Source organism: Azorhizobium oxalatiphilum (genome assembly GCF_014635325.1).
GTDB classification, from domain to species: domain Bacteria; phylum Pseudomonadota; class Alphaproteobacteria; order Rhizobiales; family Xanthobacteraceae; genus Azorhizobium; species Azorhizobium oxalatiphilum.
Genome location: NZ_BMCT01000001.1, coordinates 1,725,219 through 1,748,774 on the forward strand (window position 1 = coordinate 1,725,219; position 23,556 = coordinate 1,748,774).

Here is a 23,556-nt window from a genome sequence, read left to right on the forward strand (position 1 = left end):
CCGATCACGGGCGCGCGGGGTAGGTCAGGAACGCGGAAGGGTGCCCAGCACGAACAGCCCGATCAGGGCCATGCCGAACAGCAGATACAGCAGGCCTTCCATGCCGCCGCCGAGCTGATGCTGTTCACCGATGTCTTGCCGGGTACGCTGAGGCATTGCTTTCTCCCACCTTATTGAGCGCGCACGGGGGCGTTTGGCGAAAGGCATGGCCACGGCCAGTCCTTGCCCCCGACGGCACTATTCGTTGTCAGCAATCTTTGCCCGTAGGCGTTCTATGCCCTTGGCAAAGTCCGGTGCCTTGGGCTCCGTGATCCACGGGATCAGGGGAGCGAGGCGGGCTCCGGAAGAATCGCCGCTTGCCCGGCGAGACGGTTGTACATGACCTGTTTCACCCTCCTGCGTAAACGCGAGTTGTTTCCAGATTGGTGAAGCTTGTCGCGAAAGCGTGATCGATAACCTTCCGTCGCAGAGGGGTTACGGCAGATCAAATAACAACATTGCGAGATATATTGTTCCATACGTTCTAAAAGCGCTGAAAATATAAGCGTTTAGTTGTCGCCTCAGGGTGCGAAATGTCGGGCTTATTGTAAGGTAAGCATTGAGAATAACGCTCCAAAGACGGAGCAGCCATGCGGCGGCATCACGCCTCGGCGGGGGCGCCGGCATGGAAGGCCTTCATCTGGGCGATAAGCACGCGCAGCAGCTGTGCGGCGGCGCTCGGCAACTGGCGGCCAAGCCGGGTGATGACCTTGGCCTCCACCTTGGTCAGAAGAGGACTGTCGAGCGGCATGGTCACGAGCGTGCCCGCGGCCACATCGGCTGCGGCTGCGAAGGCGGGCAGGAAGGTGATGCCGCGGCCGGTCTTGGCAAACTCACGCACCACCTGGATGGAGCCGGTGGTGAGGGCGGCGGGCAGGCTCACCCGATCGGCCATTTCGGCCATGGCCACGATCTGCCGCACTCCATAGCGCGCATGCAGATGCGCCACCGGATGGGCGGCGGCCTCCCGCAGCGGCACCGGGCCGCCCCGCAAGGCGAGGGGATGATCTGGCGCGGCCACGAGGCAGATGGGCTGGCGGCTCGCAGCAGCGGTGCGCAGGCGCGGGTCCGGCGGGGCGTTGTAGACGAGGCCCACATGATAGCGGTCCTCGGCGACGCCACGGATCACATCATTGGTGCCCGCAACCTCCACCGACAGGGTCAGGCTGGGATGTCGCTCCCAGAAGCGGGCGAGGGGACCGGACATGAGGTCGCTGATGAAGCCCTCGCCGGTGACGATGTCCACATGACCACGCTTGAGTCCCTGGATCTCCTGCAGCTTCGCCAGCGTGTCGGCCCGGTCGGCAGACCATTGGCGGAAGCGCTGGGCCAACAGCTCGCCTGCCTCCGTTGCGCGCACGCCCCGGCCCAGCCGCTCGATCAGCAGCACGCCAAGATCTTTCTCCAATTGGGCGATCTGGCGCGAGACCACGGAGGCGTTGACCGACAGATGGTCTGCCGCCGCCCGCACGGAGCCGAGACGGACCGCCTCGTAGAGATACCCCAGCCGATGATCATCCAGCGGTGATGCCACGATAGCATTTCTCCGTTGCCCTGGAGTCAACGATACGCCACCGCCCCCGTGCTGTCTGCCCGTGAATTGAGCCCGTAGGTTTCGTGGGCAAGGGTCGTGGTGTTACGCGTCCGGGTTGTATTTTGTCCCGGCGCGCCCCCACTGCCTGCTTCCAGAGACAGCGCACTACGTTCCGGTCCGGCCTGCCGGTGATCGGAGCAATCAAAAAGGAGATGCGCGTGGCGACCGTCGGTGTGATCGGACTGGGCAACATGGGGCGCGGCATGGCGCTCTCTCTCAAGCGGGCGGGTGTAGCCGTGCTCGGCTACGACGCAATGCCGGAAACGCGCGGTGCGCTGGCGGCGGAAGGCGTGGATATCGCCGCCGATCTCGCCACCCTCTGCGCTTCGGCTGAACTGGTGGTGCTCTCCCTGCCCACCGCCGCCATCGTGGAAGAGGTTGTGGCCGGCCCCGACGGCCTGCTCGAACACGCCAAGCCCGGCCTGCTGGTGGTGGACACCTCCACCTCCCATCCCGACACCACGCGCAAGCTCGCCAAGGCGCTTGAAGCCAAGGGCATGGCCATGATCGACGCGCCGGTGAGCGGCGGCCCGAAGGGCGCCATCACCGCCACCATGACCATGGTGATCGGCGGCTCGGATGCGGACGTCGCCCGCGCCATGCCGACGCTGGAGGCCATGAGCGCCACCCGTGTGCATGTGGGCCCGGTGGGTGCCGGCCACGTCACCAAGATCATCAACAACCTGCTCTGTGCTGCGCATCTGCTCACCACTGCCGAGGCGCTCCGCCTCGCGCAGGAGAGCGGCGTCGAGCCGGCGCGCATGCTGGAAGGCATCAATGCCGGTTCCGGCCGCTCGGGCGTGTCTCAGGTCAACGCTCCCACCTGGATCCTCAACGGCGCGTTCAACTCCGGCTTCACCATGAAGCTGATGCGCAAGGACGTGAAGCTGGGCACCGACCTGCTCTCGGGTCTCGGCCTTGAGATGCCCATGTTCGCCGCCGCCGCCGACATCTGGGCCGACAGCGCCGCCAGCATTGCCGATGGCGAGGACTTCAACCGCATCGTCGAGACCCAGTTCTCTCCGGCCAAGAAGGGCTGATCGCATGACCTCCTTTATTGATCCCCGCCTTCAGCAGGCGCTCGCTCCCTTCTGGCCCGGCCTGAAGACCATCGGCTCGTGGGTCGGCGGCGAAATGCTGGTGGGCGACGGTGCCCCGGTGGAAGTGCTCGATCCCGCCACCGCCAAGCCGCTGTTCGCCTATCCCGACGCTGGCGCCGGCATCGCTGCCAAGGCGGCGGTTGCGGCCACCGAAGGCCAGCTGGTGTGGAACAAGCTCACCGCCGCCGGCCGTGGTCGCGTCATGCAGGCCATCGCCCGTGAGCTGGCGGCCAATGTGGAGCAACTCGCCCAGGTGGAAAGCCTGATGGCCGGCAAGCCCATCCGCGACGCCCGTGCCGAAGTCGGCAAGGTGGTCGAGATGTTCGAGTACTATGCGGGCTGGGCCGACAAGTTCCACGGCGAGGTGATCCCGGTCCCGACCACTCATCTCAACTACACCCGCCGTGAGGCCATGGGCGTGGTGCTCCAGATCACCCCCTGGAACGCCCCCATCTTCACTGGCGGCTGGCAGGTGGCCCCGGCCATCTCCATGGGTAATGCCGTTCTGCTGAAGCCCTCCGAGCTGACCCCGCTCACCTCCATCGCCATGGCCATGCTGGCCGAGAAGGCGGGCCTCCCCAAGGGCGTGGTGAACGTGCTGGCTGGTTTCGGCCACACCACCGGTCAGGCCGCGATGGCGCAGCCGGCGATCAAGAAGGTGGTGTTCGTGGGCTCCGTGCCCACCGGCAAGCTCATCGCGGAAGCCGCCGCTCGCCTGCTGCTGCCCTGCGTGCTGGAACTGGGCGGCAAGTCAGCGAACATCGTGTTCGCGGATGCCGATCTGGAGCGTGCGGCCATCGGCGCGCAGGCGGCTATCTTCTCGGGCGCCGGCCAGAGCTGCGTGTCGGGCTCGCGCCTGCTGGTGCAGCGCTCGGTCTATGACAAGTTCGTCGATCTGGTCGCCAAGGGGGCCGCCAAGATCAAGGTGGGCGATCCTGCGTCCACTGACAGCGAGATCGGCCCCATCAACAACGCCAAGCAGTACAAGCACGTCCTCTCCCTGATCCGCGAAGGCGCGGGCGAGGGCGCGGAGATCGTCACCGGCGAGACCGGCGAGGCGAAGGAGGGTGGCTATTACGTGGCCCCCACCGTGCTGAAGAACGTCACCAACGCCATGGGTATCGCCCGCAAGGAAGTGTTCGGCCCGGTGGTCGTCGCCATCCCGTTCGAGGACGAGGCGGAAGCGGTCGCCATCGCCAATGACAGCGACTTCGGCCTTGCCGGCGCTGTGTGGACCAAGGATGTGGCCCGCGCCCACCGGGTGGCGGCGCAGGTGAAGGCCGGCACCTTCTGGATCAATTCGTACAAGACCATCAACGTGGCCTCGCCCTTTGGTGGCTTCAATCACTCCGGCCACGGCCGCTCCAGCGGTGTCGAGGCCCTGTACGAATACACGCAGGTGAAGAGTGTGTGGGTGGAGACGGCAGCCGATCCGGCGGTCCCCTTCGGCTACGCCGCCGGCATCCGCGACTGAGTTTTTAGCGTACAGCGCCGGTCCACCCTCGTGGGCCGGCGTGCTGCCATCAAGAACAGCGCATCAAGAAGAACGGAAAGAGGGGCCTACCATGTCAACTGCGCACGCCGCAGCCACTCCCGTCGCTGCTGCCCCCGAGGCCGGCGCCGGCAAGCTCATCAAGGTGTTCATCATCGCCACCGCCTGCGTGCTGCTGGCGGAGCTGATCGGCATCGTCAACGTGCCCATGGGCGCGCACTACAAGGTCGTCCTGCTGCCGCTGCTGTGGGCGCTGCTCATCGGCGCGGCCTGGGGCCTCGCCTCGCCGAAGCTGCCGGGCGCCATCGGCGTATCGCACGAGCTTCAGGCCATTTCCGCCGCCGTGCTCCAGCCGGCGCTGCTGCTGTTCGTCGCCAAGCTCGGCGTGCTCGTGGGCGGCAACCTGCCCAAGATCATGGAGGCCGGTTGGGCACTGGTGTTCCAGGAGTTCGGCCACTTTTTCGGCACCATGGTGTTTGGCCTGCCGGTGGCGCTGCTGCTGGGCATCAAGCGCGAGGCCATCGGCGCCACCTTCTCGGTCGGCCGCGAGCCGAGCCTTGCCATCATCGGCGAGAAGTACGGCATGGCGAGCCCCGAGGGGCGCGGCGTGCTGGCCGAGTACATGACCGGCACCATCTTCGGCGCGGTCTTCATCGCCATCTTCGCCGGCCTCATCGCGGGCCTTGGCATCTTCAATCCCCATGCGCTGGCCATGGGCGCGGGCGTCGGTTCCGGCAGCATGATGGCGGCCGCCTCCGGCGCCATCGCCGCCCAGTTCCCGCCGGAGATGGCCAAGGACATCGCGGCCTTCGCGGCGGCCTCCAACCTCATCACCACCACCATCGGCACCTACTTCACGCTGTTCCTGTCGTTGCCCTTCACCGTTTGGGCCTATGGCAAGCTGGAGCCCATTCTCGGCCGTGGCCGCTCGGTCAAGCAGGTGGAAGTGAAGGGCGAGGTGTCGCACGATCCGGGCGTGAAACTCGCCTTCCCGACGCTGCTGGTGGTGTGGGTGGTCTCGGCCGCCATGTCGCTGATCGGCAACTGGATCGTCTACAAGACGGCGCCTGATGCGCAGGTCATCGCCGGCCTCGGCATCATGATCGGCGCGGTGATCGTGGGCTACGGCATCTACAAGCTGACGCGCGGCATCGTACCGGCAGTGGTGTGGGTGTCGGCCATCGCCATGCTGCTCACCTATCCCGCCATGCCGTTCGCGGCTGAGGTGGCGGCGCTCACCGGCAAGATCAACTTCCTGGCCATGACCGCCCCCATGCTGGCCTTCGCCGGCCTGTCCATCGCCAAGGACGTGCCGGTGTTCCGGAGCCTCGGCTGGCGCATCGTGGTGGTGTCGCTGATGGCCAATGCCGGCACCTTCCTGGGCGCGACCATCATCGCCCAGTTCTTCATGCATCCCGTCTGATCCTCCCCCCAGGACGGGACCATGCGGCCGGAGCGTCTTCGTGATGCTCCGGCCGTTTTCATTTGTGGCAGAAGCGAATTACCTTCCCCCCAACATGGGAGGGAGACGAATGACGAAAAGCGTGACGCTGCCCGGTGGTGAGCAGGTTCCCGCATTGGGGCAGGGCACCTGGTTCATGGGTGAGCAGGCAGGCAAGAGGGCGGACGAGATCGCGGCCCTGCGCGCCGGGATCGAGCTTGGCCTTACTCTGGTGGACACGGCGGAGATGTATGGCGACGGGGCCACCGAGAAACAGGTGGGCGCGGCGCTGAAGGATGGCTGGCGCGAAAAGGCCTTTCTCGTCAGCAAGGTCTATCCGCACAACGCCTCCCGGCGCGGGGTGGTGGATGCCTGTACCCGCAGTCTGATCCGGCTCGGCACCGACCGGCTCGACCTTTATCTGCTGCACTGGCGCGGCAGCTATCCGCTGGAAGAGACCATCGCCGGCTTCGAGGATCTGCAGAAGGCAGGCAAGATCCGCCATTGGGGCGTGAGCAATCTCGACACCGACGACATGGAGGAACTGCTGGAGGCCGGTGGTGAGGCCTGCGCGGTCAACCAGATCCTCTACAATCCCTCCCGGCGCGGGCCGGAGTTCGATCTCTTGCCGTTTCAGGCCCGTCACAAGATTCCGGTGATGGCCTACAGCCCCATTGAGCAGGCCCGTCTGCCGCGCGGCGGCGCGCTGGGCGCGGTGGCGAAGAAGCACGGGGTCGATCCGTTTCAGGTGGCGCTGGCCTGGGTGATGCGCGATCCCGGCGTCATTGCCATTCCGAAAGCCGGCCGCGTCGCCCATGTGGAGGCCAATGCGGCGGCGCGCGATTTGAAGCTCGATGCGGACGACCTCGCCGCCATCGACGCGGATTTCCCGCCGCCGAAGCGCAAGCGCAGCCTTGAGATGCTGTGAGGCGCCAGATCAGCTGTGGGCGCGGGCGATCAGTACCGCGTCCACGTCGGGGATCTCGGCCCTCAGATGCGCTTCCATGCGGGCCAGCACGTCGGATACGTCCGCCATGCTGCGCTCGGGCTCGAAGCCGACGGTGATCTCCACATAGGCCGTGTTGCCGGAGCGCCGGGTGCGCATGCCGAGCAGCGCATCATATTCGTGGAAGAATGTCGCCAGCGTGCGGTTCACCTTCATCTGCACAGGCTCGCTCAGCGCCTTGTCCAGCAGGTCCGGCAGAGCGCTGCGGATCATGCCGGCGCCGATCAGGGTCATCACGGCGGCGCCCACGGTGCCGCCGATGCTGTCCGCCATGCGGGCGATGTCCGGATTGCTGGAGAGGGCATCGATGACCACGCACACCACCACCGGGAAGGACGCGATGGCCTTGGCGATGTGGGCGCGCAACTGGGCCTGCACGATCACCGATCCGCCGGCCCGCGTGGCCTTCCAGAGCGGAATGATGGGACCGACATTGACGAAGAAGTTGTAGACCACCATGACGATGGCGGCCCAGGCCCAGAACTCGCTCTTTGGCTCGCCGCCGCCCCGTGTCAGCGCGTGAAAGGCGATGAAGCCGGCGGCCATGATCAGCAGCGCGCCGATCAGCAGGCCGAGCCCGCGCTCCAGCTTGCCGATGCCGTATTCGTAGGCGGCCACCCGCCCGCGATGCAGGTTGCGCAAGGTCTGCAGCGAAACCAGTGCGACGATCAGCAGCAACGTTCCGCGCAGCACTTCCGACAGCATGGACAGCGAGCCGATGGCAATGGCCGCCGCCGAATAGGGAAGGGCTAGACTGAGATCCAGCAGCACCGCGATCAGCAGTGCCCGTTCCTCGCTTCGTTCCTGAGCCGTGGGTTGGCGCAGGCCGGACACCGTTTCCGCCGGCGTTCGGACTTTCTCTGGCGTCTCAACGGCGGCGGAAGTGGTCATTGTGCGTCGCGTCCCGGCCCTCTCATCAGCAGACGATCACCCCGAACCTCGAAACTGTCCAGCCGGGACAGGAAGCTCATGCCCAGAAGCGGCGTGCGCAGCATGCCGGCGGGGGCCACGAGGGCCGGAATGCGCCGTTCGACGATGCCGCCCACGGTCATCTTGTCGATCACCACGGCTGCGGCGCGGGTGCGTCCGTTGGCAGTGTCCACCGGCACGTCATACTTCAGGAACTCCACCGGCAGCCCCGCCTGCCGCGCCACCTCGAGCGTCAGCACGACGGAGGAGGCACCGGTATCCAGCAGCATGGGCACGGTGGCGTCATTGATGCCGACCCGAACGGCGAAGTCGCCGTCGGCGCCCCGCACGACCTCCACGGTCTGGCTGCTCCCCGGCAGGCTGATGACATAGCCGGGCAGGACTTGTCCGATCACGCGCTCGGCCACCTGCAGCAGCGGACCGCGATAGGTGTAGCCAATGGCCAGAACGGCTGCGAGCAGGAGCCAGAACAGCGCCGCCACCAGCGCCTCTCCGAGCCGGCCGCGCACCATGGACCAGGCGGCGGCGCCGACCACGATCAGAACCGGCACCATATAGACGAGGCTGCCGAACTGATTGAGGTCGATGCCCGCCACAACGCCCTGCTCGTGATGGACGGCAAGGATGATCGCGCCGGCCAGAAGGCCGATCAGCAGCATCCAGAGAAAGCGGTCGCTGCGCATGGTGTCAGTCCGGAAAGGCGTCGGGGCGCGTGGCGCGCAGGCGGGAGAGGCGGTCGGGCAGGGTGGCCATGATGGCGGCACGGCGCTCCGGCGACATACCCATCCAGCCGCCGATCTCCTGCATGGTGCGGCCACAGCCGATGCACAGGCTGCTGAGCGGATCGACCACGCAGACCTTGATACAGGGAGAGACGATGGGAACGGTTTGCTCAGGCAAGGGACACTCAGGCATGGCCGCCGGTCAATGAACCCGAGCGAAGATAAGGACCGCCAGCAGGAACGCAATCTCCGCCACCTGCTGCACCGCCCCGGCTACGTCGCCGGTCTGGCCGCCGATCATCCGGCGGGAGAGGCGCGTCATCACGAACAGGGCGAGCAGCACGGCCAGGATGGCGGCGAATGCGGCGCTCACGCCAGCCACAGGCACCAGCAGGACGGCGGCGACGAGGGCTCCGACGATGCCGGCGCGCCCCGCCGCCTTCGGGCCCGGCTGGCCGGCGGCGGCGGATGCGCCGTCCATCCGTGCTGCGGGCAGGAATTCGATCAGCAGAATGCCAGCCGAGCGGGACAGCCCTTCGGCGGCGATCAGGGCGACAGCCGCCATGGCGGGTCCGATGGCAAGAAGGCCTTCCAGCAGCGCCACACGCAGCAGCAGCGAGAGTACGAGCGCGCATGCGCCATAAGAGCCGACGCGGCTGTCGCGCATGATCTCCAGCTTGCGTTGGCGGGTCGCGCCGCCACCGAATCCATCCGCTGTATCCGCCAGCCCATCCTCATGGAAGGCGCCGGTCACAAGTACGAGGGTGGTGACGGCGAGAGCGGCGCAGACCAGCGGGGGCAGGCCGAGAAGATGCGTCGCCACCAGAATCACCGCGCCGATGGCGCCGATCAGGCTGCCGGCCAGCGGAATGGCATAGCCGATGCGGGCGAGAGGCGGCGGGCCGAAGGCGTCGGGCTCGTTGGCGGGCGGAGGCAGGGGGATCCGGGAATAGAAGCGCAAGGCGGCGTTCAGGTCCTCAAGGATCCGTTGCTGCATCATGGGTCCGAGCACCTTCCGTCTTTCAGGAAGGGCGCGCGACCCTGTCCTCAATCCGCTTCTTTGGGAACCTTATTCGGTCGTCCGGTCAAGTGCGCGCGACCCTTCCCACAGGCGCGTTTGCATTCGTGGGCTCCGCCGGTATAGTCCCGCCGCTTCGGCACGGGGTGTCCTTGCGGACAGAGCCCATTCCTTCCTTTCAAAGAAAACGAGGACAAAATGTTCATATCGCCCGCTTTCGCTCAAGGCGCACCGGCTGCCGGTGGCGGGACCGACATGCTCATTCAGCTCGCGCCGTTCGTACTCATCTTTGTGGTGATGTATTTCCTGATCCTGCGCCCGCAGCAGAAGAAGGCGAAGGCGCATCAAGAAATGGTGAATGGGGTGCGCCGTGGCGACGTGATCGTCACCAATGGCGGTCTCGTGGGCAAGGTGGTCAAGGTCATTGACGACGCCGAGCTGGAAATGCAGATCGCCGACAATGTGAAGGTGCGGCAGCTCCGTTCGCAGATCGCCATCGTCCGCACCAAGGGCGAGCCCGCCAAGGATGAGACGGCCGCCTGAGGCCGCTCACAACGTAAGAACGCAAGACGATGCTGCACTTCTCCAGGCTGAAGACGGCGGTGATCCTCGTGATCACGGCAGTGGGTATCCTGTTCGCCGTCCCCAACCTGCTGCCGGCATCGGTGCTTCAGCATCTGCCGTCCTGGTATGCGTCGAGCCGTGTCACGCTCGGCCTCGACCTGCAGGGCGGCAGCCACATCCTGCTGGAAGTGGATGGCGCCGCGCTGCGCAAGGAGCGAGCCGAGCAGGTGCGCGACGACGTACGCCGCATCCTGCGCGAGCAGAAGATTGGCTACACGGGCCTTTCCGTCCGCGACACCACGGTGCAATTGCGCCTGCGTGATCCCAATGACGCGCAGAACGCGCTGACCCAACTGCGCACGATGGTCACGCCGATCACCAACACGGTGCTGGGCGGGGCCACTGGCGAGAACGACCTGAATGTCTCCAGCGGCTCTGATGGCCAGATCTCGGTCACGCTGACCGAGGCCGGCCTCAATGCCCGCATTCGTTCGGCCGTTGACCAGTCCATCGAAATCATCCGCCGTCGTATCGACCAGCTCGGCACGGTGGAACCGACCATCCAGCGCCAGGGTGCCGACCGCATTCTCGTGCAGGTTCCCGGCCTTCAGGATCCCGCGCGCCTCAAGGCGTTGCTGGGGCAGACCGCCAAGCTCTCCTTCCGCATGGTGGACCAGTCCATGTCGCCCCAGCAGGCGATGGACGGCCGCGCGCCTGCGGACTCCGAGGTACTGCAGGGCGCGGACGGCGTACCGTATCTGGTGGAGAAGCAGATACGTGTTTCCGGTGAGGATCTCGTGGATGCCCAGCCGGGCTTCGACCAGACGACCCGCCAGCCTCTCGTGAGCTTCCGCTTCAATTCCAACGGCGCGCGTCGTTTTGCCACCACCACGCAGGATGCGGTGGGCCGGCCCTTCGCCATTGTCCTCGACAATCAGGTTATCTCCGCCCCGGTGATCCGCGAGCCCATCCTCGGTGGACAGGGGCAGATTTCCGGCAGCTTCACCGTCCAGCAGGCCAACGACCTCGCCATCCTGCTGCGCGCCGGCGCTCTGCCGGCACCCCTGAAGGTGGTGGAGGAGCGCACCGTCGGCCCGAGCCTCGGCCAGGATTCCATCGAGGCTGGCAAGACGGCCGCCTATGTGGCGGCGGGCCTCGTCGCTGTGTTCATGATCGCCGTCTATGGTCTGTTCGGCACTTTCGCGCTGATCGCTCTGGCGGTGCACATCTCGCTGATGGTTGCCCTGCAGTCCATGCTTGGGGCGACGCTGACCCTGCCGGGCATCGCGGGCTTCGTGTTGACCATCGGCATGGCCGTGGACTCCAACGTCGTGATCTTCGAGCGCATACGTGACGAAGCGCGAGAAGGCCGATCGGCCATCGCCGCCATCGACAAGGGCTTCTCCTTCGCGCTCGGGACCATTCTCGACGCCAACCTGACCTCTCTGGCGACAGCCGTCATCCTGTTCCTGCTCGGCGGTTCCGGCCCCGTGCGCGGCTTCGCTGTCATCTATATCCTTGGCCTTCTGACGACCGTGTTCACGGCCTACACCCTGACCCGCCTGATGATTGCGTGGTGGGTGCGGTGGGCTCGTCCGGCCAAGCTGCCCATCTGAGAGCGCGCCATGCCTTTAATCGACTATATCCCGGCGCAGACCAAGATCGGCTTCATGCGGCTGCGGCAGGTGTCGTTCTGCCTGTCGGCCGCTCTGACGATCATCGCCGTCGTGCTGTTCGGCACCGTTGGCTTCAACCTGGGCATCGACTTCCAGGGCGGAACGCTGATCGAGGCCCAGTCCACCAGCCGTGAAGCGGACCTCAGTGCGCTACGCGAGCAGCTCACGGACAGCGATCTGGGGGACGTGCAGATCCAGGAGTTCGGTTCGGCCCGCGACGTGCTGATCCGTCTCGGCCGCACCGGCGCGGACGATGCCGCGCAGCAGGCCATCGTCCAGAAGGTCGGCGCCTCGCTCGGCTCGGACTTCACCATCCGCCGCGTGGAGACGGTCGGCCCCAGCGTTTCGGGCGAGCTGGTGCGCCAGTCCGTTCTGGCCCTCGTGCTGGGCGCGGTGGTGGTGCTGATCTATCTGTGGTTCCGCTTCGAGTGGCAGTTCGCTGTCGGCGCACTTGTCACCACGGCGCACGACATCTTCGTCACCTTGATGATCTATTCGGTGCTGGGGCTGGACTTCGATCTGACCTCGATCGCCGCCATCCTGACCATCATGGGCTATTCGCTCAACGATACGGTGGTGGTGTACGACCGCATCCGCGAGATGCTGCGCCGCTACAAGAGGATGCCGCTGCCGGAACTGCTCGATACGGCGGTGAACGCGACCTTCTCGCGGACGATCATCGTTTCGCTGACCACCTTCCTCGCCACCATGGCGCTGTATCTGTTCGGCGGCGAAGTGCTGCGTGGCTTCTCGCTGGCCATGGCGGTGGGCGTGCTGATCGGCACCTATTCCACCATCTTCGTGGCGGCCCCCATCCTCATCCATCTCGGCCTGCGTGCGTCTACCGTTGTGGGCAAGGAAGAGGCCGAGGGTGAGGACATGGCCAAGAGCGGCGCGACAAAGGGCGATCAGCGCCCCGCCAAGGCCTGAGGCAAGAAGGCCGTGACCGGTTCCTCGGACACGCCTTTCCTGCCCCGTCAGGTACCCATCGACGGGTACGCCGACCATTTCTTCCATTTCCAGGGGATGTCGCACGCCGGCTCTATCCTGGCCCTGCCCAGCGGGGTCAGGGCCTGGGATGTGGAGCGGGTTGCCGACATCGATGCCAGGGCGCTCGCCCCCATCCTCGCTGAGGCGTCCGCCTTTGAGCTTCTGTTCCTCGGCACCGGCCGCGACCCGGCCCATCTGGCCGAGCCGATGAAGGATCTTCTGCGCGCGGCCGGGCTCAGGTTCGAGCTGATGCCCACTGCTGCGGCGGCGGCCACCTACAATGTGCTGTTGTCCGAAGGCCGGCTCGTGGGAGCCGCTCTGATCGCGACCTGACAGCCATGACCGCCGCGCCGCGTCACGCTGTGGAAGCTCGCGCCCGGCCTTGCGCCTGCGCGTGGGATCGGGCCTGATCGCGCCATGTCCAGCCTCCCGCCCGATTTCGGCAAGCCACCGGATCTGTCGCCGCCTCCCGCGCTCGCCACCGATTATGCCCATTGCGGCGAGCTGGTGCGGGCGCAGGATCGCGACCGCTTTCTGTCCGCGCTGTTCGCCCCTCCCGAGAAGCGGCAGGAGCTGTTCGCGCTCTATGCCTACAATGTGGAAATCGCGCGGGTCCGCGACGTGGTCCGCGAGGCGCTGCCGGGAGAAGTGCGCCTGCAATGGTGGCGGGAACTGATCGAGGGGCACGGGCGCGGCGATGTGGGCAGCCACCCTGTGGCCAGTGCCTTGCTGGACACGGTGGTCCGGCTTGGCCTGCCGCGCGGGGCGTTGCTCAATCTCATCGAGGCGCGGGTTTTCGATCTTTATGACGACCCCATGCCAAGCCTGAACGATCTGGAGGGCTATGCCGGCGAGACGGCCTCCGCGCTGTTGCAGCTCTCGGCCCACATTCTGGCCGGTGGCGCCCGTCCGGATCTGGCAGAGGCCTGTGGGCATGGCGGGGTTGCCATGGCGCTCACCGGGCTCCTGCGGGCGTTGCCGTTCCATGCCGCGCGCGGACAATGCTTCATCCCGCTCGACGTACTTGCGCGTCACGGGTCGAGCCGGGACGAGGTGATCGCCCGCAAACCGACGCCCGGCCTGATGGCGGCGCTGGCAGAGCTACGGAACCATGCCGCGCGTCACCTGGCGGCGGCCGAGCAGGCGCTCGTCGATTTGCCTGCCGGCCTGGGGCCGGCATTCCTGCCGCTGTCGCTCGTGCCCGGCGACCTGAAATCGCTGGCGCGAGTGCGCGACCCGTTTCGAACTGTGGGTGGCCTCTCCCCTCTGCGGCGTCAGTGGCTACTCTGGCGTGCAGCCCGCCGATTCCGCAGCCGCACGCGCTGACCTGTCGCATCGCGTCCAACGGCATATCCCATGCATAGGGGTATCCTGGGACCCTGGCGGAGGTTTGCTTCCGCTCTACCATTTTCCGTCCATGGCCCCGCTTTCCATAGACCGGGCGCGACCGCGCCCTTGCAGCCATGGGGATATGATGACGCGCAACTTGGATGTGGCGCAGGCCCTCTCTTTTCATCGCATCGACGCCGCCACGAGCCGCGTCCTGCGCCGGCACCGGGCCTATATCCTCGAGATCCTGCCGCCGGCTCTGGACGCCTTCTACGCCCATGTGGCGCGCTTTGCCGACGCCATGCGCTTCTTCAGCGGCGCCGACCGTGTGCAACACGCGCGGGACATGCAGCTCACCCATTGGGGACGGCTGGCGGAGGGGCGTTTCGATGCCTCCTACGTAGCGTCCGTAACGCGCATTGGTGAGGTCCACCATGCCATTGGTCTCGAACCACATTTCTATATCGGCGGTTACAATTTCCTGCTGGTGACGCTCAACGCCCGGGTGGTGCGGGATCTCGGCAGCGGCCTGTTCCACCGCAAGGGACTGGCGGAGGCCGTTGCGCTGCAGGAAGCTCTGACCCGCGCCACCATGCTCGACATGGATCTTGCCATCTCCGTCTATCTCGACCGCGGTCAGGCAGAGCGGCGTCGGACGCTGGATGGGCTGGCCGAGATGCTGGACGGCTCGGTGGGGGCGGTGGTGCAGTCCCTCAGCCATTCCGCAGGCGACATGAAAAGCGCGGCCGAAGCCATGCATGCTTTGGCGGGGCAGACGCTCACCCGCGCGGAAGCAGTCGGCAGCGCATCGGCCGGCGCGGCGGATAGCGTGCGTTCCGTCGCGACTGCGACAGAGGAAATGTCGAATTCCGTACAGGAGGTGGGGCAACGGGTCTCGGCCTCGGCCACCATCGCCGCCCGCGCCGTGGAGGTGGCGGGCGAGACGGCCGCGACCGTGGAACGTCTGTCGGCTGCCGCCGACCGCATTGGCGCCATCGTGGATCTCATCAGCAACATCGCCAGCCAGACCAATCTGCTTGCCCTCAATGCGACCATCGAATCGGCGCGGGCCGGTGATGCGGGGAGGGGCTTCGCCGTGGTGGCGCAGGAAGTGAAGGCACTGGCCGGCCAGACCGGCGGCGCTACGGCCGAGATCGAGGCCCAGATCGCTGCCATGCAGGCTGCCGCCGGCGAGACGGCACGGGCCATCGGGTCCATTACCGAGATCGTGCGCGAGATGAGCACGATATCGACGGATGTGGCGGCCGGGGTGGAGGTGCAGAAGCGGGCGGCGGGCAACATTGCCGATCACGTCCGCAGCGCTTCGCGCGGGGCGGATGACGTGAGCGCCAACGTGTCCGGCTTTAACCAGTCGGCATCCGAGGCCGATGTCTCGGCCACGCAGGTGCTGTCCACGGCCGCCGACCTGTCCAGCCAGGCCGTGCAACTTCGTCAGGAGATGGATCGGGTTCTGGCGAGAATGACAGCAGCCTGAAAAGGCTGCTGCTCAGGCCGCCGGGCGGGTGATGCGATCGGTGAGGTTGAGGCGGGCGCGGGCGATGTCGGCGATGAGCGCGCGGGTGTCGTCATCGCCGGCCAGCGCGTCCAGCATCTCGATCTGGTTGCGGGCCACCAGCAGCAGCAGGTCATCGCGCACGCTACCGTCGGCCGCGCGCGGCAGGCGGGAGACGATCTGCAGATGGTCGAGATGCGGGCGATCCGGCAGCGCTTCGGCCAGATGTAGCCGCAGGACCTCCACGCTCACCGGAGCGTCGGTCTCCACGAAGGCATAGAGCCCCACCTTGCCGCCGAGTGTCTGGAAATCGGCCATGTGGACATGGTGCACGGCGGGGTGGGCGGTGAGTGCCTCGGCGATGCGCGGGGCGACCTGCGTCACACGTGGACCGCGTCCCTCGGTGTCCGAATAGGACAGGAGGCGACGGGTGACGAAGCGATAAACCTTCTTGCCGGTGTTCATCCACACACGGGTAAGCAGGCTCTTGGTGGCGAGCATTTTCCGCTCGCGGGGCGTGAGCGCCTCAGGGCAATAGGTGCGCTTGTGCTTGAGCAGGTGGCGCAGATCCTCATAGGCCAATACCCGGCCGAGCTTCCAGCGGCGGCTGATGGGCAGCGCCAGCTGGAAATCCATGAGCCAGCTCTCGCCATCCGCCCCCCGCAGCCAGTTCTGCTGCTTGGCGAGGTCGTTATGGGCGTAACCGGCGCGATGCAGGATATGCAGCGCATCGCGGGCGGACTGGAAGAAATGGAGGTCGCCGGTGGGGCGGGCGATCTGCAGCGGAACGCCCTCGATCCAGCCGCGCACCAGGAACTTCCGGCCTACCGCCAGCAGCGGCGTGGTGACGCCCGTGGACTGCACCTTCTCCAGCGCGTTGACCTCATGGGCGGCAAGGCGGGCGGCGAGCAGAGCCAGCCACGGCGAGACCTTGTCCCAGCGCCGACGAACGGCGGGATGGCTGACGCCGTCGCGATCGGTCCAGGTGCCGCGCTCCACGGTGGAGAACACGTCGCGCTTGAGCACGGTGTCCACGATGAAGCGGGAAGGGTCCGCCCGGTGCTCGACCGTCGGTATGGCGCGTTTCTGCCTCGGCATAGGGCCTCTTAAGCCGCCGCGACGGGGCTGTCGAGCCAGCCGGCCATGTCGGCCAGCGCGCGAGCGGAGAGAGCGCGCTTCTTGGCCAGCGTCTTTTCCGTGCCGCGCAGCCGCTTGCCGTCTTCGCCCTTCGGCGTGAAGTCCAGCGGCGGGAAGAGGCCGAAATTGACATTCATGGGCTGGAAGGAGCGAGGACCGGGCTGGGGGGCGCCTTCGCTTCCGTCCTCCTGCGCCGCGTCGATGTGCCCACCCGTGATATGGGCGAGCAGCGCGCCATGGGCGGTGGTGACGGGGGGCGGTGGCAGTGTCTCGCCCTTGCGCTCGGCGGCTGCGAAGCGTCCGGCCATGAGGCCTACGGACGCGCTCTCCACATAGCCCTCGCAGCCGGTGATCTGGCCGGCGAAGCGCAGGCGCGGGTCGGCCTTCAGGCGCAGGCTGCCGTCCAGCAGTTTGGGGGAATTCAGATAGGTGTTGCGATGGAGGCCGCCGAGGCGGGCGAATTCAGCATTCTCCAGCCCCGGAATGGTGCGGAACACCCGCACCTGCTCGCCGTGGCGCATCTTGGTCTGGAAGCCCACGAGGTTGTAGAGCGTGCCGAGCTTATTGTCCTGCCGGAGCTGGATGATGGCGTAGGCCTTCACCTCGGGATTGTGCGGATTGGTGAGGCCGACGGGCTTCAGCGGCCCGAAGCGCAGGGTCTCGCGACCACGCTCGGCCATCACTTCAATGGGCAGGCAGCCGTCGAAATAGGGTGTCTTGGCCTCGAAATCGCGCAGCGCCACCTTCTCGGCAGCCAGCAGGGCATCCACGAAGGCTTCGTACTGCTCCTTGTCCAGCGGGCAGTTGATATAGTCCGCACCGGTACCGCCGGGGCCGACCTTGTCGTAGCGCGACTGGAACCACGCCTTGCTGAGGTCGATGCTGTCCAGATGGATGATGGGGGCGATGGCGTCGAAGAAGGCGAGGGCCGTTTCGCCGGTCAGGTCCAGCACCGCTTGAGCCAGCGCGGGCGAGGTGAGGGGGCCGGTGGCCACCACGACATTGTCCCACTCGGCGGGCGGCAAGGTGTCGATCTCCTCGCGCCGAATCTCCACCAGTGGATGCGCTTCGAGCGCGGCGGTTACTGCCTGCGAGAAACCGTCGCGATCCACTGCCAACGCGCCGCCGGCAGGCACCTGATTGGCATCGGCGCAGCGCAGGATGAGCGAGCCGGCCTTGCGCATCTCGGCATGCAGCACACCCACCGCATTGGTGGCGCTGTCATCGGAGCGGAAGGAGTTGGAGCAGACCAGTTCCGCGAGGCCCTCGGTGTGGTGGGCCTCGGTGCCACGCACAGGGCGCATTTCGTGCAGGATCACCGGCACGCCGGCCTCCGCGATCTGAAAGGCCGCTTCCGAGCCGGCAAGGCCGCCGCCGATGACATGGACCGGCTGGTGGGAGGTCTGGCTCATTCTTCCTCGCTGGAGCAGGCGCGTGGCGGGCGGGCCATGGGGCCGGGCGCACCGCCGTCGCATTGATTGCGCCGTTCTGTGCCCGATCCGGGCACGGGCTTCAAGATGAGCCACCTTACAAACGAAAATGGCCCCCGAAGGGGCCACGTTCGGCAGATCCGTTCCACGCCTCCGGCTTCATTGCTGCGCCGGGAGGGGATCAGGATGCCAGATCAGGCAACCTGAACGGCAGCGCTGCGAGCAATGCTGCGGATTTCGCTGCGGGTGACATTGATGTCGCCGAGCGTGCGGTCGTCGAGCTGCGAGAGTTCGGCAACGGTGCGGTTGTAGGCATTCCAGCGACGCACTTGGCGAGCGATATAACCCCAGATGATCATCTTCAGTCTCCTTGCCGGGATCCTTCTGATCTCCGGCGCTTATGTTCTGAAGACGTAGATAGCCCCGCACGGGGTTGCGCCCAAGACGGAGTTGCGCATCGCAGCATTGCGTGCCTTGCATATAAGCAAATTTGGATGGTTTCTGATCAATGAATGAGCAGTCAGCTTTCCGGGGGGAGGTGCGGAGTGGAGCGGTCGAACGCTGAAGTTGCAGGCGTGCCCAAACGGTAGGCGGTGTGCGCTTCGTTGTACTAAATATATGATTTCGAATGAGAAATCGAAATTTCCGGGTGCTGTCTCACGTGCGAATCCCGGGTAGGAGACTTGTGACAAACATAAGGCAGCCGGTTTGGCGTGTTTCCAGGCAGTGACGTTTTGCAGGTGCGAAGAAGGTGTTTGCGCCGCCCTGCGACGTAAAACAGCGCCAGATCGGAGAGGCTTTTTCGCTTTCTGACGCCAACTCGCGTCGGGTGCGAAAGTTGTTTGCGTGCCTATGATGTGGCCGGAGGTGTTGTGGTGTGGTTGCTCGGTGAGCCATGGGGCGCACCAGGCTCTGCCCGTTGGTGAGTCTGCCGCGGCATAGCTGGCACCGCTGATCCCTCCGTGGGCGCAGAGGGGATGCCGCCACGCACTCATCTACGCGACGGCCGGGCGGTGACGTCCAGAACAGCTGTGAGCCATGCCGCCGACATCCCGCGCGCCATGGTTGGCGCGGGGGCACCCAGAGGGGAGGAGGCGCATCTCGCGCCCCCTTCCGCCCCGCTCAAACCTCCTGCGTGGACCTGCCTCTACTCGGCGGCCTGCGCCTTGCGCTTCTTCATGGGCCGTCGCGCCAGCACCTCGGCCAGATAGTGGCCGGTGTGGGAGCGCTTCTCCTTGGCGATGGTCTCCGGTGGGCCGGCAACGAGAACCTCGCCGCCCCCATCGCCACCCTCAGGGCCCAGGTCGATGACCCAGTCCGAGGTCTTTATGACCTCCAGATTGTGCTCGATCACCGCGACCGTATTGCCCTGATCCACCAACTCATGCAGCACCTCCAGCAGCTTGGCCACATCGTGGAAGTGCAGGCCGGTGGTGGGTTCGTCTAGGATATAGAGCGTACGGCCGGTGGCCCGCTTCGACAGCTCCTTGGCGAGCTTCACGCGCTGCGCCTCGCCCCCCGAGAGCGTGGTCGCCTGCTGGCCCACCTTGATATAGCCGAGGCCGACACGGGCCAGCGTCTCCAGCTTGTCGCGCACGCTGGGCACCGCCTTGAAGAAGGCAGCACCCTCGTCCACCGTCATGTCCAGCACGTCGGCGATGGATTTCTCGCGGAACATGACCTCCAGCGTCTCGCGATTGTAGCGCTTGCCCTTGCAGACGTCGCAGGTGACGTAGACATCGGGGAGGAAGTGCATCTCGATCTTGATGACGCCGTCGCCCTGGCACGCCTCGCACCGCCCACCCTTCACGTTGAAGGAGAAGCGCCCGGCGCCATAGCCGCGGGCTTTTGCCTCCGGCAGGCCGGAGAACCACTCGCGGATGGGCGTGAACGCCCCCGTATAGGTCGCCGGGTTCGAACGCGGTGTGCGGCCGATGGGCGACTGGTCGATGTCGATCACCTTGTCCAGATGCTCAAGCCCCTCTAGCCGGTCGAAGGGGGCGGGGGCGTCATGGGCATTGTTCAGCCGCCGCGCCACCGCCTTGTAGAGGGTGTCGATGAGCAGCGTGGACTTGCCGCCGCCCGAGACGCCCGTCACCGAGGTGAACAGGCCGAGCGGGATCTCCGCCGTCACATCCTTCAGATTGTTGCCGCGCGCGCCCACCAGTTTAAGAGTCTTGCGTATGTTGGGCTTGCGGCGGGGCGGGGAAGCCACCGACAGTTCGCCGGTCAGATACTTGCCGGTGAGCGAATTGGGATCGGCGAGAATCTCCGGCGGGGTGCCCTGTGCCACGATGCGTCCACCATGGATGCCGGCGCCCGGACCCACATCCACCACATAGTCGGCCGCGAGGATGGCATCCTCGTCATGCTCCACCACGATCACCGTATTGCCGAGGTCGCGCAAGCGCTTCAGCGTCTCGAGCAAGCGTGTGTTGTCGCGCTGGTGGAGGCCGATGGAGGGCTCGTCCAGCACGTAGAGCACGCCGGACAAGCCCGAGCCGATCTGCGAGGCAAGGCGGATGCGCTGGCTCTCGCCGCCGGACAAGGTGCCGGAGGAGCGGCCGAGGGTCAGATATTCCAGCCCCACATCCATGAGGAAGCGCAGGCGATCGCGGATTTCCTTCAGGATGCGGACGGCGATCTCGTTCTGCTTCTGGTTGAGGGCGTCCGGCAGGCTTTCGAACCACTGGCTCGCCCCGCGCACGGACAGTTCGCCCACCTGCCCGATGTGCTTGTCGGCCACCCGCACGGCGAGGGCCTCGGGCTTCAGGCGATAGCCGGCGCAGGTGGCGCAGGGCACGGTGGAGAAGTATTTCGAGATTTCCTCGCGCGCCCAGTCGCTCTCCGTCTCCCGCCAGCGGCGGTCAAGATTGCGCACGATGCCTTCGAAGGTCTTCTTCGTCTCATAGGCGCGCAGGCCGTCGTCATAGGAGAAGGCGATCTCCTCTTCGCCGGAGCCAAACAGGATCACGTCCTGCGCTTTCTTCGGCAGGTCGGCGAAGGGCACGGTGAGCTTGAACTTGTAGTGCTTGGCGAGAGCTTCGAGCGTCTGGCCGTAATAAGGCGAGGTGCTCTTGGCCCAGGGCGCGATGGCACCCTGCTTGAGCGTGCGGGACTTGTCCGGAACCACGAGGTCCGGGTCGATGGTCTGCTCCACGCCAAGGCCGTCACAGGCCGGGCAGGCGCCGAAGGGATTGTTGAAGGAGAACAGGCGCGGCTCGATCTCCGGAATGGTGAAGCCGGAGACGGGGCAGGCGAACTTTTCCGAGAAGATGATGCGCTTCGGAGAGCCGTCCGCCTCCTTCTGGTCGGCGAATTCCAGCAGTGCGATGCCGTCTGCAAGGCCCAGCGCGGTCTCGAAACTGTCGGCGAGGCGGGCGGTGATATCGGCGCGCACCACCACGCGGTCCACCACCACGTCGATGTCGTGCTTCAGCTTCTTGTCCAGCGCCGGGGCTTCCGCGATCTCATGGAAGGCCCCGTCCACCTTCACGCGCTGGAACCCCTTCTTGAGGAATTCCGCCATCTCCTTGCGGTACTCGCCTTTGCGGCCGCGCACCACGGGGGCGAGGATATAGAGGCGCGAGCCTTCCGGCAGGGCCAGCGTGCGATCCACCATCTGCGAGACGGTCTGGCTCTCGATGGGCAGGCCGGTGGCGGGCGAATAGGGAATGCCCGCGCGCGCCCACAGGAGGCGCATGTAATCGTGGATCTCGGTGACGGTTCCGACCGTCGAGCGCGGATTCTTCGAGGTGGTCTTCTGCTCGATGGAGATGGCGGGGGACAGGCCGTCGATCTGGTCCACGTCCGGCTTCTGCATCATCTCCAGGAACTGGCGCGCGTAAGCCGAGAGGCTTTCCACATAGCGCCGCTGGCCTTCCGCATAGATGGTATCGAAGGCGAGCGAGGATTTTCCCGAGCCGGACAAGCCGGTGAATACCACCAGGCTGTCGCGCGGGATGTCGAGATCCACATTCTTCAGATTGTGCTCGCGCGCGCCGCGTACGGACAGGGTGCGGGCATCGCGCCGCACTGCTACTGCGGCGGTGGCGCGAGAAGAGGCGGCACGGGAAGACGTCTTGCGGTCGCTCATGTGTCTCGAGCTTGGGCTGGCGGTCGGGGCCGCGGGAACGGGAACCGCTTCGGCCGGATCGACGCAGGAACGCGCGGTGCGGCGGAGCGGGCGGGAACAGATGTAACGGAATGCGAGGCTTGCGCGAAAGTTGAGCGGATGCCGGACATAGCGCCTGACCTGCCGCGCAGCCGGGCCTGCCGGGGATGGATCCGCCGACGGACAGGCGTGCAGCCCCGGCGTGCGGGGCCATGCGAGCATCCTTGGTCAGCAATGTAGGGCAGCAGGTGCATTGCAACAGGGAACGTAACAAGAACGGGTGGGCTGGGCCAGTAAAAAAGCTTGATCCTCCATCTTGTGCAACGGTGCACGTCTGGTCTAGAACAAATTAGGAACATTTTGAAGCACGTGAATTTGGCAGCCGCGCGGGATACCGCGCGACGTTTCGGGGCACGCCATTTTCGTGGACAACCCCGGCGTGCCCTCGCTTCCGGTGGCGGGGGCGCTAGGGTGCGCGGACGGGTGAGCGCTCGCCGGGTGGCCGAAGGCTGCCGCAGGGTGAGACCGCCGTTGGAGTATCGCCTGGGCGGGTCCTGTTCATGGACGTCGGGCGTTTGGACCTGAATTTACGGAATGAAGCGGAGATTTGAATGGCCGGCAGCGTCAACAAGGTGATCCTGGTCGGCAATCTCGGCCGGGATCCGGAAGTGCGTGCGTTCCAGAATGGCGGGCGGGTGTGCAATCTGCGCATCGCCACATCGGAGACCTGGCGCGACAAAGCGTCGGGCGAGCGCCGTGAGCGTACGGAATGGCACTCGGTCGCCATCTTCAATGAGAATCTGGTGGGTGTGGCCGAGCGTTTCCTGAAGAAGGGCTCCAAGGTCTACATCGAAGGCCAGTTGGAGACCCGCAAGGCGACCGACCAGAATGGTGGCGAACGCTATTTCACCGAAGTGGTGTTGCGCCCCTATCGTGGCGAACTGACCCTGCTCGATGGCCGTGGCGAAGGCGGCGGCGGTGGTGGTGGCGGCGACGACTTCGGTGGCGGCGGCGGTGGTTCTGACTTCGGCTCGTCCGGCCCCATGGGCGGCGGCGGTGGCGGCTACGGTGGTGGCGGCGGCGGTGGTTATGGCGGCGGCGGCGGTCGTTCCGGCGGCGGCGGCTACGGCGGTGGCGGTGGCGGAGGCCGTTCCGGCGGTGGTGGCGGCGGTGGCAGCGGCGGTGGTCGCCCGGCCGACGACATGGATGATGAGATCCCGTTCTGAGATCTGGCGAGCCGCATTTGCGCTTGTGATAGGGCCGGTTTGATCCGCGCCTCGGGAATACGAACTCCGCCTCGGCCATATCCGGCTGGGGCGGAGTTTCTTTTTGGGGCCGCCGCGGTGGCTGGAACTCGTGAGGAGATGCCTCTCTCCACGCCGGGCAGAGGCGGTGCTCTCATCAGGGGGGACGGGCCGTCATCTATGGTGGGAACGGCAGGGGGAGGGGCAAAGAGCACGC

At 66.1% G+C, this 23,556-nt stretch carries 21 protein-coding genes; 11 read left to right on the top strand and 10 right to left on the bottom strand.

The genetic code is table 11. From position 1 onward, the window contains the following. Positions 1–24: 24 nt before the first annotated feature. Both IEW24_RS28980 and IEW24_RS07810 read right to left on the bottom strand, forming a co-directional pair. Positions 25–156, bottom strand: a complete 132-nt coding sequence (locus IEW24_RS28980) for a hypothetical protein (RefSeq protein WP_280514964.1) — start codon at positions 154–156, stop codon at positions 25–27. A gap of 484 nt (positions 157–640) precedes the next feature. Continuing rightward, on the bottom strand, positions 641–1,573 hold the full coding sequence (locus IEW24_RS07810; RefSeq protein ID WP_188576929.1) for a LysR family transcriptional regulator: 933 nt from the start codon (positions 1,571–1,573) through the stop codon (positions 641–643). 212 nt (positions 1,574–1,785) lie between these two features. On the opposite strand from IEW24_RS07810, the gene IEW24_RS07815 reads away from it, so the two are divergent. The 4 genes from IEW24_RS07815 (at position 1,786) to IEW24_RS07830 (ending at position 6,594) form a co-directional block, all read left to right on the top strand. Next, a complete protein-coding gene (locus IEW24_RS07815) occupies positions 1,786–2,673 on the top strand; it encodes an NAD(P)-dependent oxidoreductase (protein ID WP_188576931.1) in 888 nt (295 codons plus the stop codon). 4 nt (positions 2,674–2,677) lie between these two features. Beyond that, a complete protein-coding gene (locus IEW24_RS07820) occupies positions 2,678–4,207 on the top strand; it encodes an aldehyde dehydrogenase family protein (RefSeq protein WP_188576933.1) in 1,530 nt (509 codons plus the stop codon). A gap of 91 nt (positions 4,208–4,298) precedes the next feature. After that, on the top strand, positions 4,299–5,648 hold the full coding sequence (locus tag IEW24_RS07825) for a DUF3100 domain-containing protein (protein ID WP_188576935.1): 1,350 nt from the start codon (positions 4,299–4,301) through the stop codon (positions 5,646–5,648). 109 nt (positions 5,649–5,757) lie between these two features. Beyond that, entirely contained in the window at positions 5,758–6,594 is an 837-nt protein-coding gene (locus IEW24_RS07830; RefSeq protein ID WP_188576937.1) for an aldo/keto reductase, read from the top strand. A gap of 9 nt (positions 6,595–6,603) precedes the next feature. On the opposite strand, the gene IEW24_RS07835 is transcribed toward IEW24_RS07830, so the two are convergent. From IEW24_RS07835 to cobS, 4 genes are read right to left on the bottom strand one after another with little or no spacing between them, the layout of a single operon-like run. Further along, complete coding sequence (locus tag IEW24_RS07835) at positions 6,604–7,563, bottom strand: cation diffusion facilitator family transporter (RefSeq protein ID WP_188576939.1); 960 nt, start codon at positions 7,561–7,563, stop codon at positions 6,604–6,606. Then, complete coding sequence (locus tag IEW24_RS07840; RefSeq protein ID WP_188576941.1) at positions 7,560–8,285, bottom strand: TIGR02281 family clan AA aspartic protease; 726 nt, start codon at positions 8,283–8,285, stop codon at positions 7,560–7,562. The genes IEW24_RS07835 and IEW24_RS07840 overlap by 4 nt, the downstream gene beginning before the upstream one ends. Before the next feature lie 4 nt (positions 8,286–8,289). Beyond that, positions 8,290–8,502, bottom strand: a complete 213-nt coding sequence (locus tag IEW24_RS07845; RefSeq protein WP_373870016.1) for a DUF1289 domain-containing protein — start codon at positions 8,500–8,502, stop codon at positions 8,290–8,292. A gap of 24 nt (positions 8,503–8,526) precedes the next feature. Continuing rightward, positions 8,527–9,324: an adenosylcobinamide-GDP ribazoletransferase gene (cobS, locus tag IEW24_RS07850; RefSeq protein WP_244644211.1), complete on the bottom strand. Its 798-nt coding sequence runs from the start codon at positions 9,322–9,324 to the stop codon at positions 8,527–8,529. Positions 9,325–9,540: 216 nt separating this feature from the next. Here cobS and yajC point away from each other — a divergent pair, with 216 nt between their 5' ends. The 6 genes from yajC (at position 9,541) to IEW24_RS07880 (ending at position 15,396) form a co-directional block, all read left to right on the top strand. After that, the gene (gene yajC / locus IEW24_RS07855; protein WP_188576945.1) at positions 9,541–9,885 is read left to right on the top strand and encodes a preprotein translocase subunit YajC; all 345 of its coding nucleotides are present in this window, start codon (positions 9,541–9,543) and stop codon (positions 9,883–9,885) included. Between the two features lie 29 nt (positions 9,886–9,914). After that, a complete protein-coding gene (secD, locus tag IEW24_RS07860) occupies positions 9,915–11,522 on the top strand; it encodes a protein translocase subunit SecD (RefSeq protein WP_188576947.1) in 1,608 nt (535 codons plus the stop codon). A 9-nt stretch (positions 11,523–11,531) separates the two neighbouring features. Next, on the top strand, positions 11,532–12,512 hold the full coding sequence (gene secF / locus IEW24_RS07865; protein WP_188576949.1) for a protein translocase subunit SecF: 981 nt from the start codon (positions 11,532–11,534) through the stop codon (positions 12,510–12,512). Between the two features lie 12 nt (positions 12,513–12,524). Then, a complete protein-coding gene (locus tag IEW24_RS07870; RefSeq protein WP_244644212.1) occupies positions 12,525–12,905 on the top strand; it encodes an Mth938-like domain-containing protein in 381 nt (126 codons plus the stop codon). A gap of 84 nt (positions 12,906–12,989) precedes the next feature. Then, a complete protein-coding gene (locus tag IEW24_RS07875) occupies positions 12,990–13,898 on the top strand; it encodes a phytoene/squalene synthase family protein (RefSeq protein ID WP_188576951.1) in 909 nt (302 codons plus the stop codon). A gap of 148 nt (positions 13,899–14,046) precedes the next feature. After that, a complete protein-coding gene (locus IEW24_RS07880) occupies positions 14,047–15,396 on the top strand; it encodes a globin-coupled sensor protein (RefSeq protein WP_188576952.1) in 1,350 nt (449 codons plus the stop codon). Between the two features lie 12 nt (positions 15,397–15,408). Here IEW24_RS07880 and IEW24_RS07885 read toward each other — a convergent pair whose 3' ends face one another. The 4 genes from IEW24_RS07885 to uvrA all read right to left on the bottom strand — a co-directional run bounded on the left by IEW24_RS07885 (position 15,409) and on the right by uvrA (position 22,077). Continuing rightward, entirely contained in the window at positions 15,409–16,512 is a 1,104-nt protein-coding gene (locus IEW24_RS07885) for a serine/threonine protein kinase (RefSeq protein WP_188576954.1), read from the bottom strand. 8 nt (positions 16,513–16,520) lie between these two features. Then, the gene (trmFO, locus tag IEW24_RS07890; RefSeq protein WP_188576956.1) at positions 16,521–17,963 is read right to left on the bottom strand and encodes a methylenetetrahydrofolate--tRNA-(uracil(54)-C(5))-methyltransferase (FADH(2)-oxidizing) TrmFO; all 1,443 of its coding nucleotides are present in this window, start codon (positions 17,961–17,963) and stop codon (positions 16,521–16,523) included. 212 nt (positions 17,964–18,175) lie between these two features. After that, positions 18,176–18,340 carry a DUF1127 domain-containing protein gene (locus IEW24_RS07895; protein ID WP_188576959.1) on the bottom strand — a complete coding sequence of 55 codons (165 nt, stop codon included), beginning with the start codon at positions 18,338–18,340 and terminating at the stop codon, positions 18,176–18,178. A 788-nt stretch (positions 18,341–19,128) separates the two neighbouring features. After that, entirely contained in the window at positions 19,129–22,077 is a 2,949-nt protein-coding gene (gene uvrA / locus IEW24_RS07900) for an excinuclease ABC subunit UvrA (protein WP_188576961.1), read from the bottom strand. 629 nt (positions 22,078–22,706) lie between these two features. On the opposite strand from uvrA, the gene ssb reads away from it, so the two are divergent. Further along, positions 22,707–23,321: a single-stranded DNA-binding protein gene (ssb, locus tag IEW24_RS07905; RefSeq protein ID WP_188576963.1), complete on the top strand. Its 615-nt coding sequence runs from the start codon at positions 22,707–22,709 to the stop codon at positions 23,319–23,321. Positions 23,322–23,556: the final 235 nt, after the last annotated feature.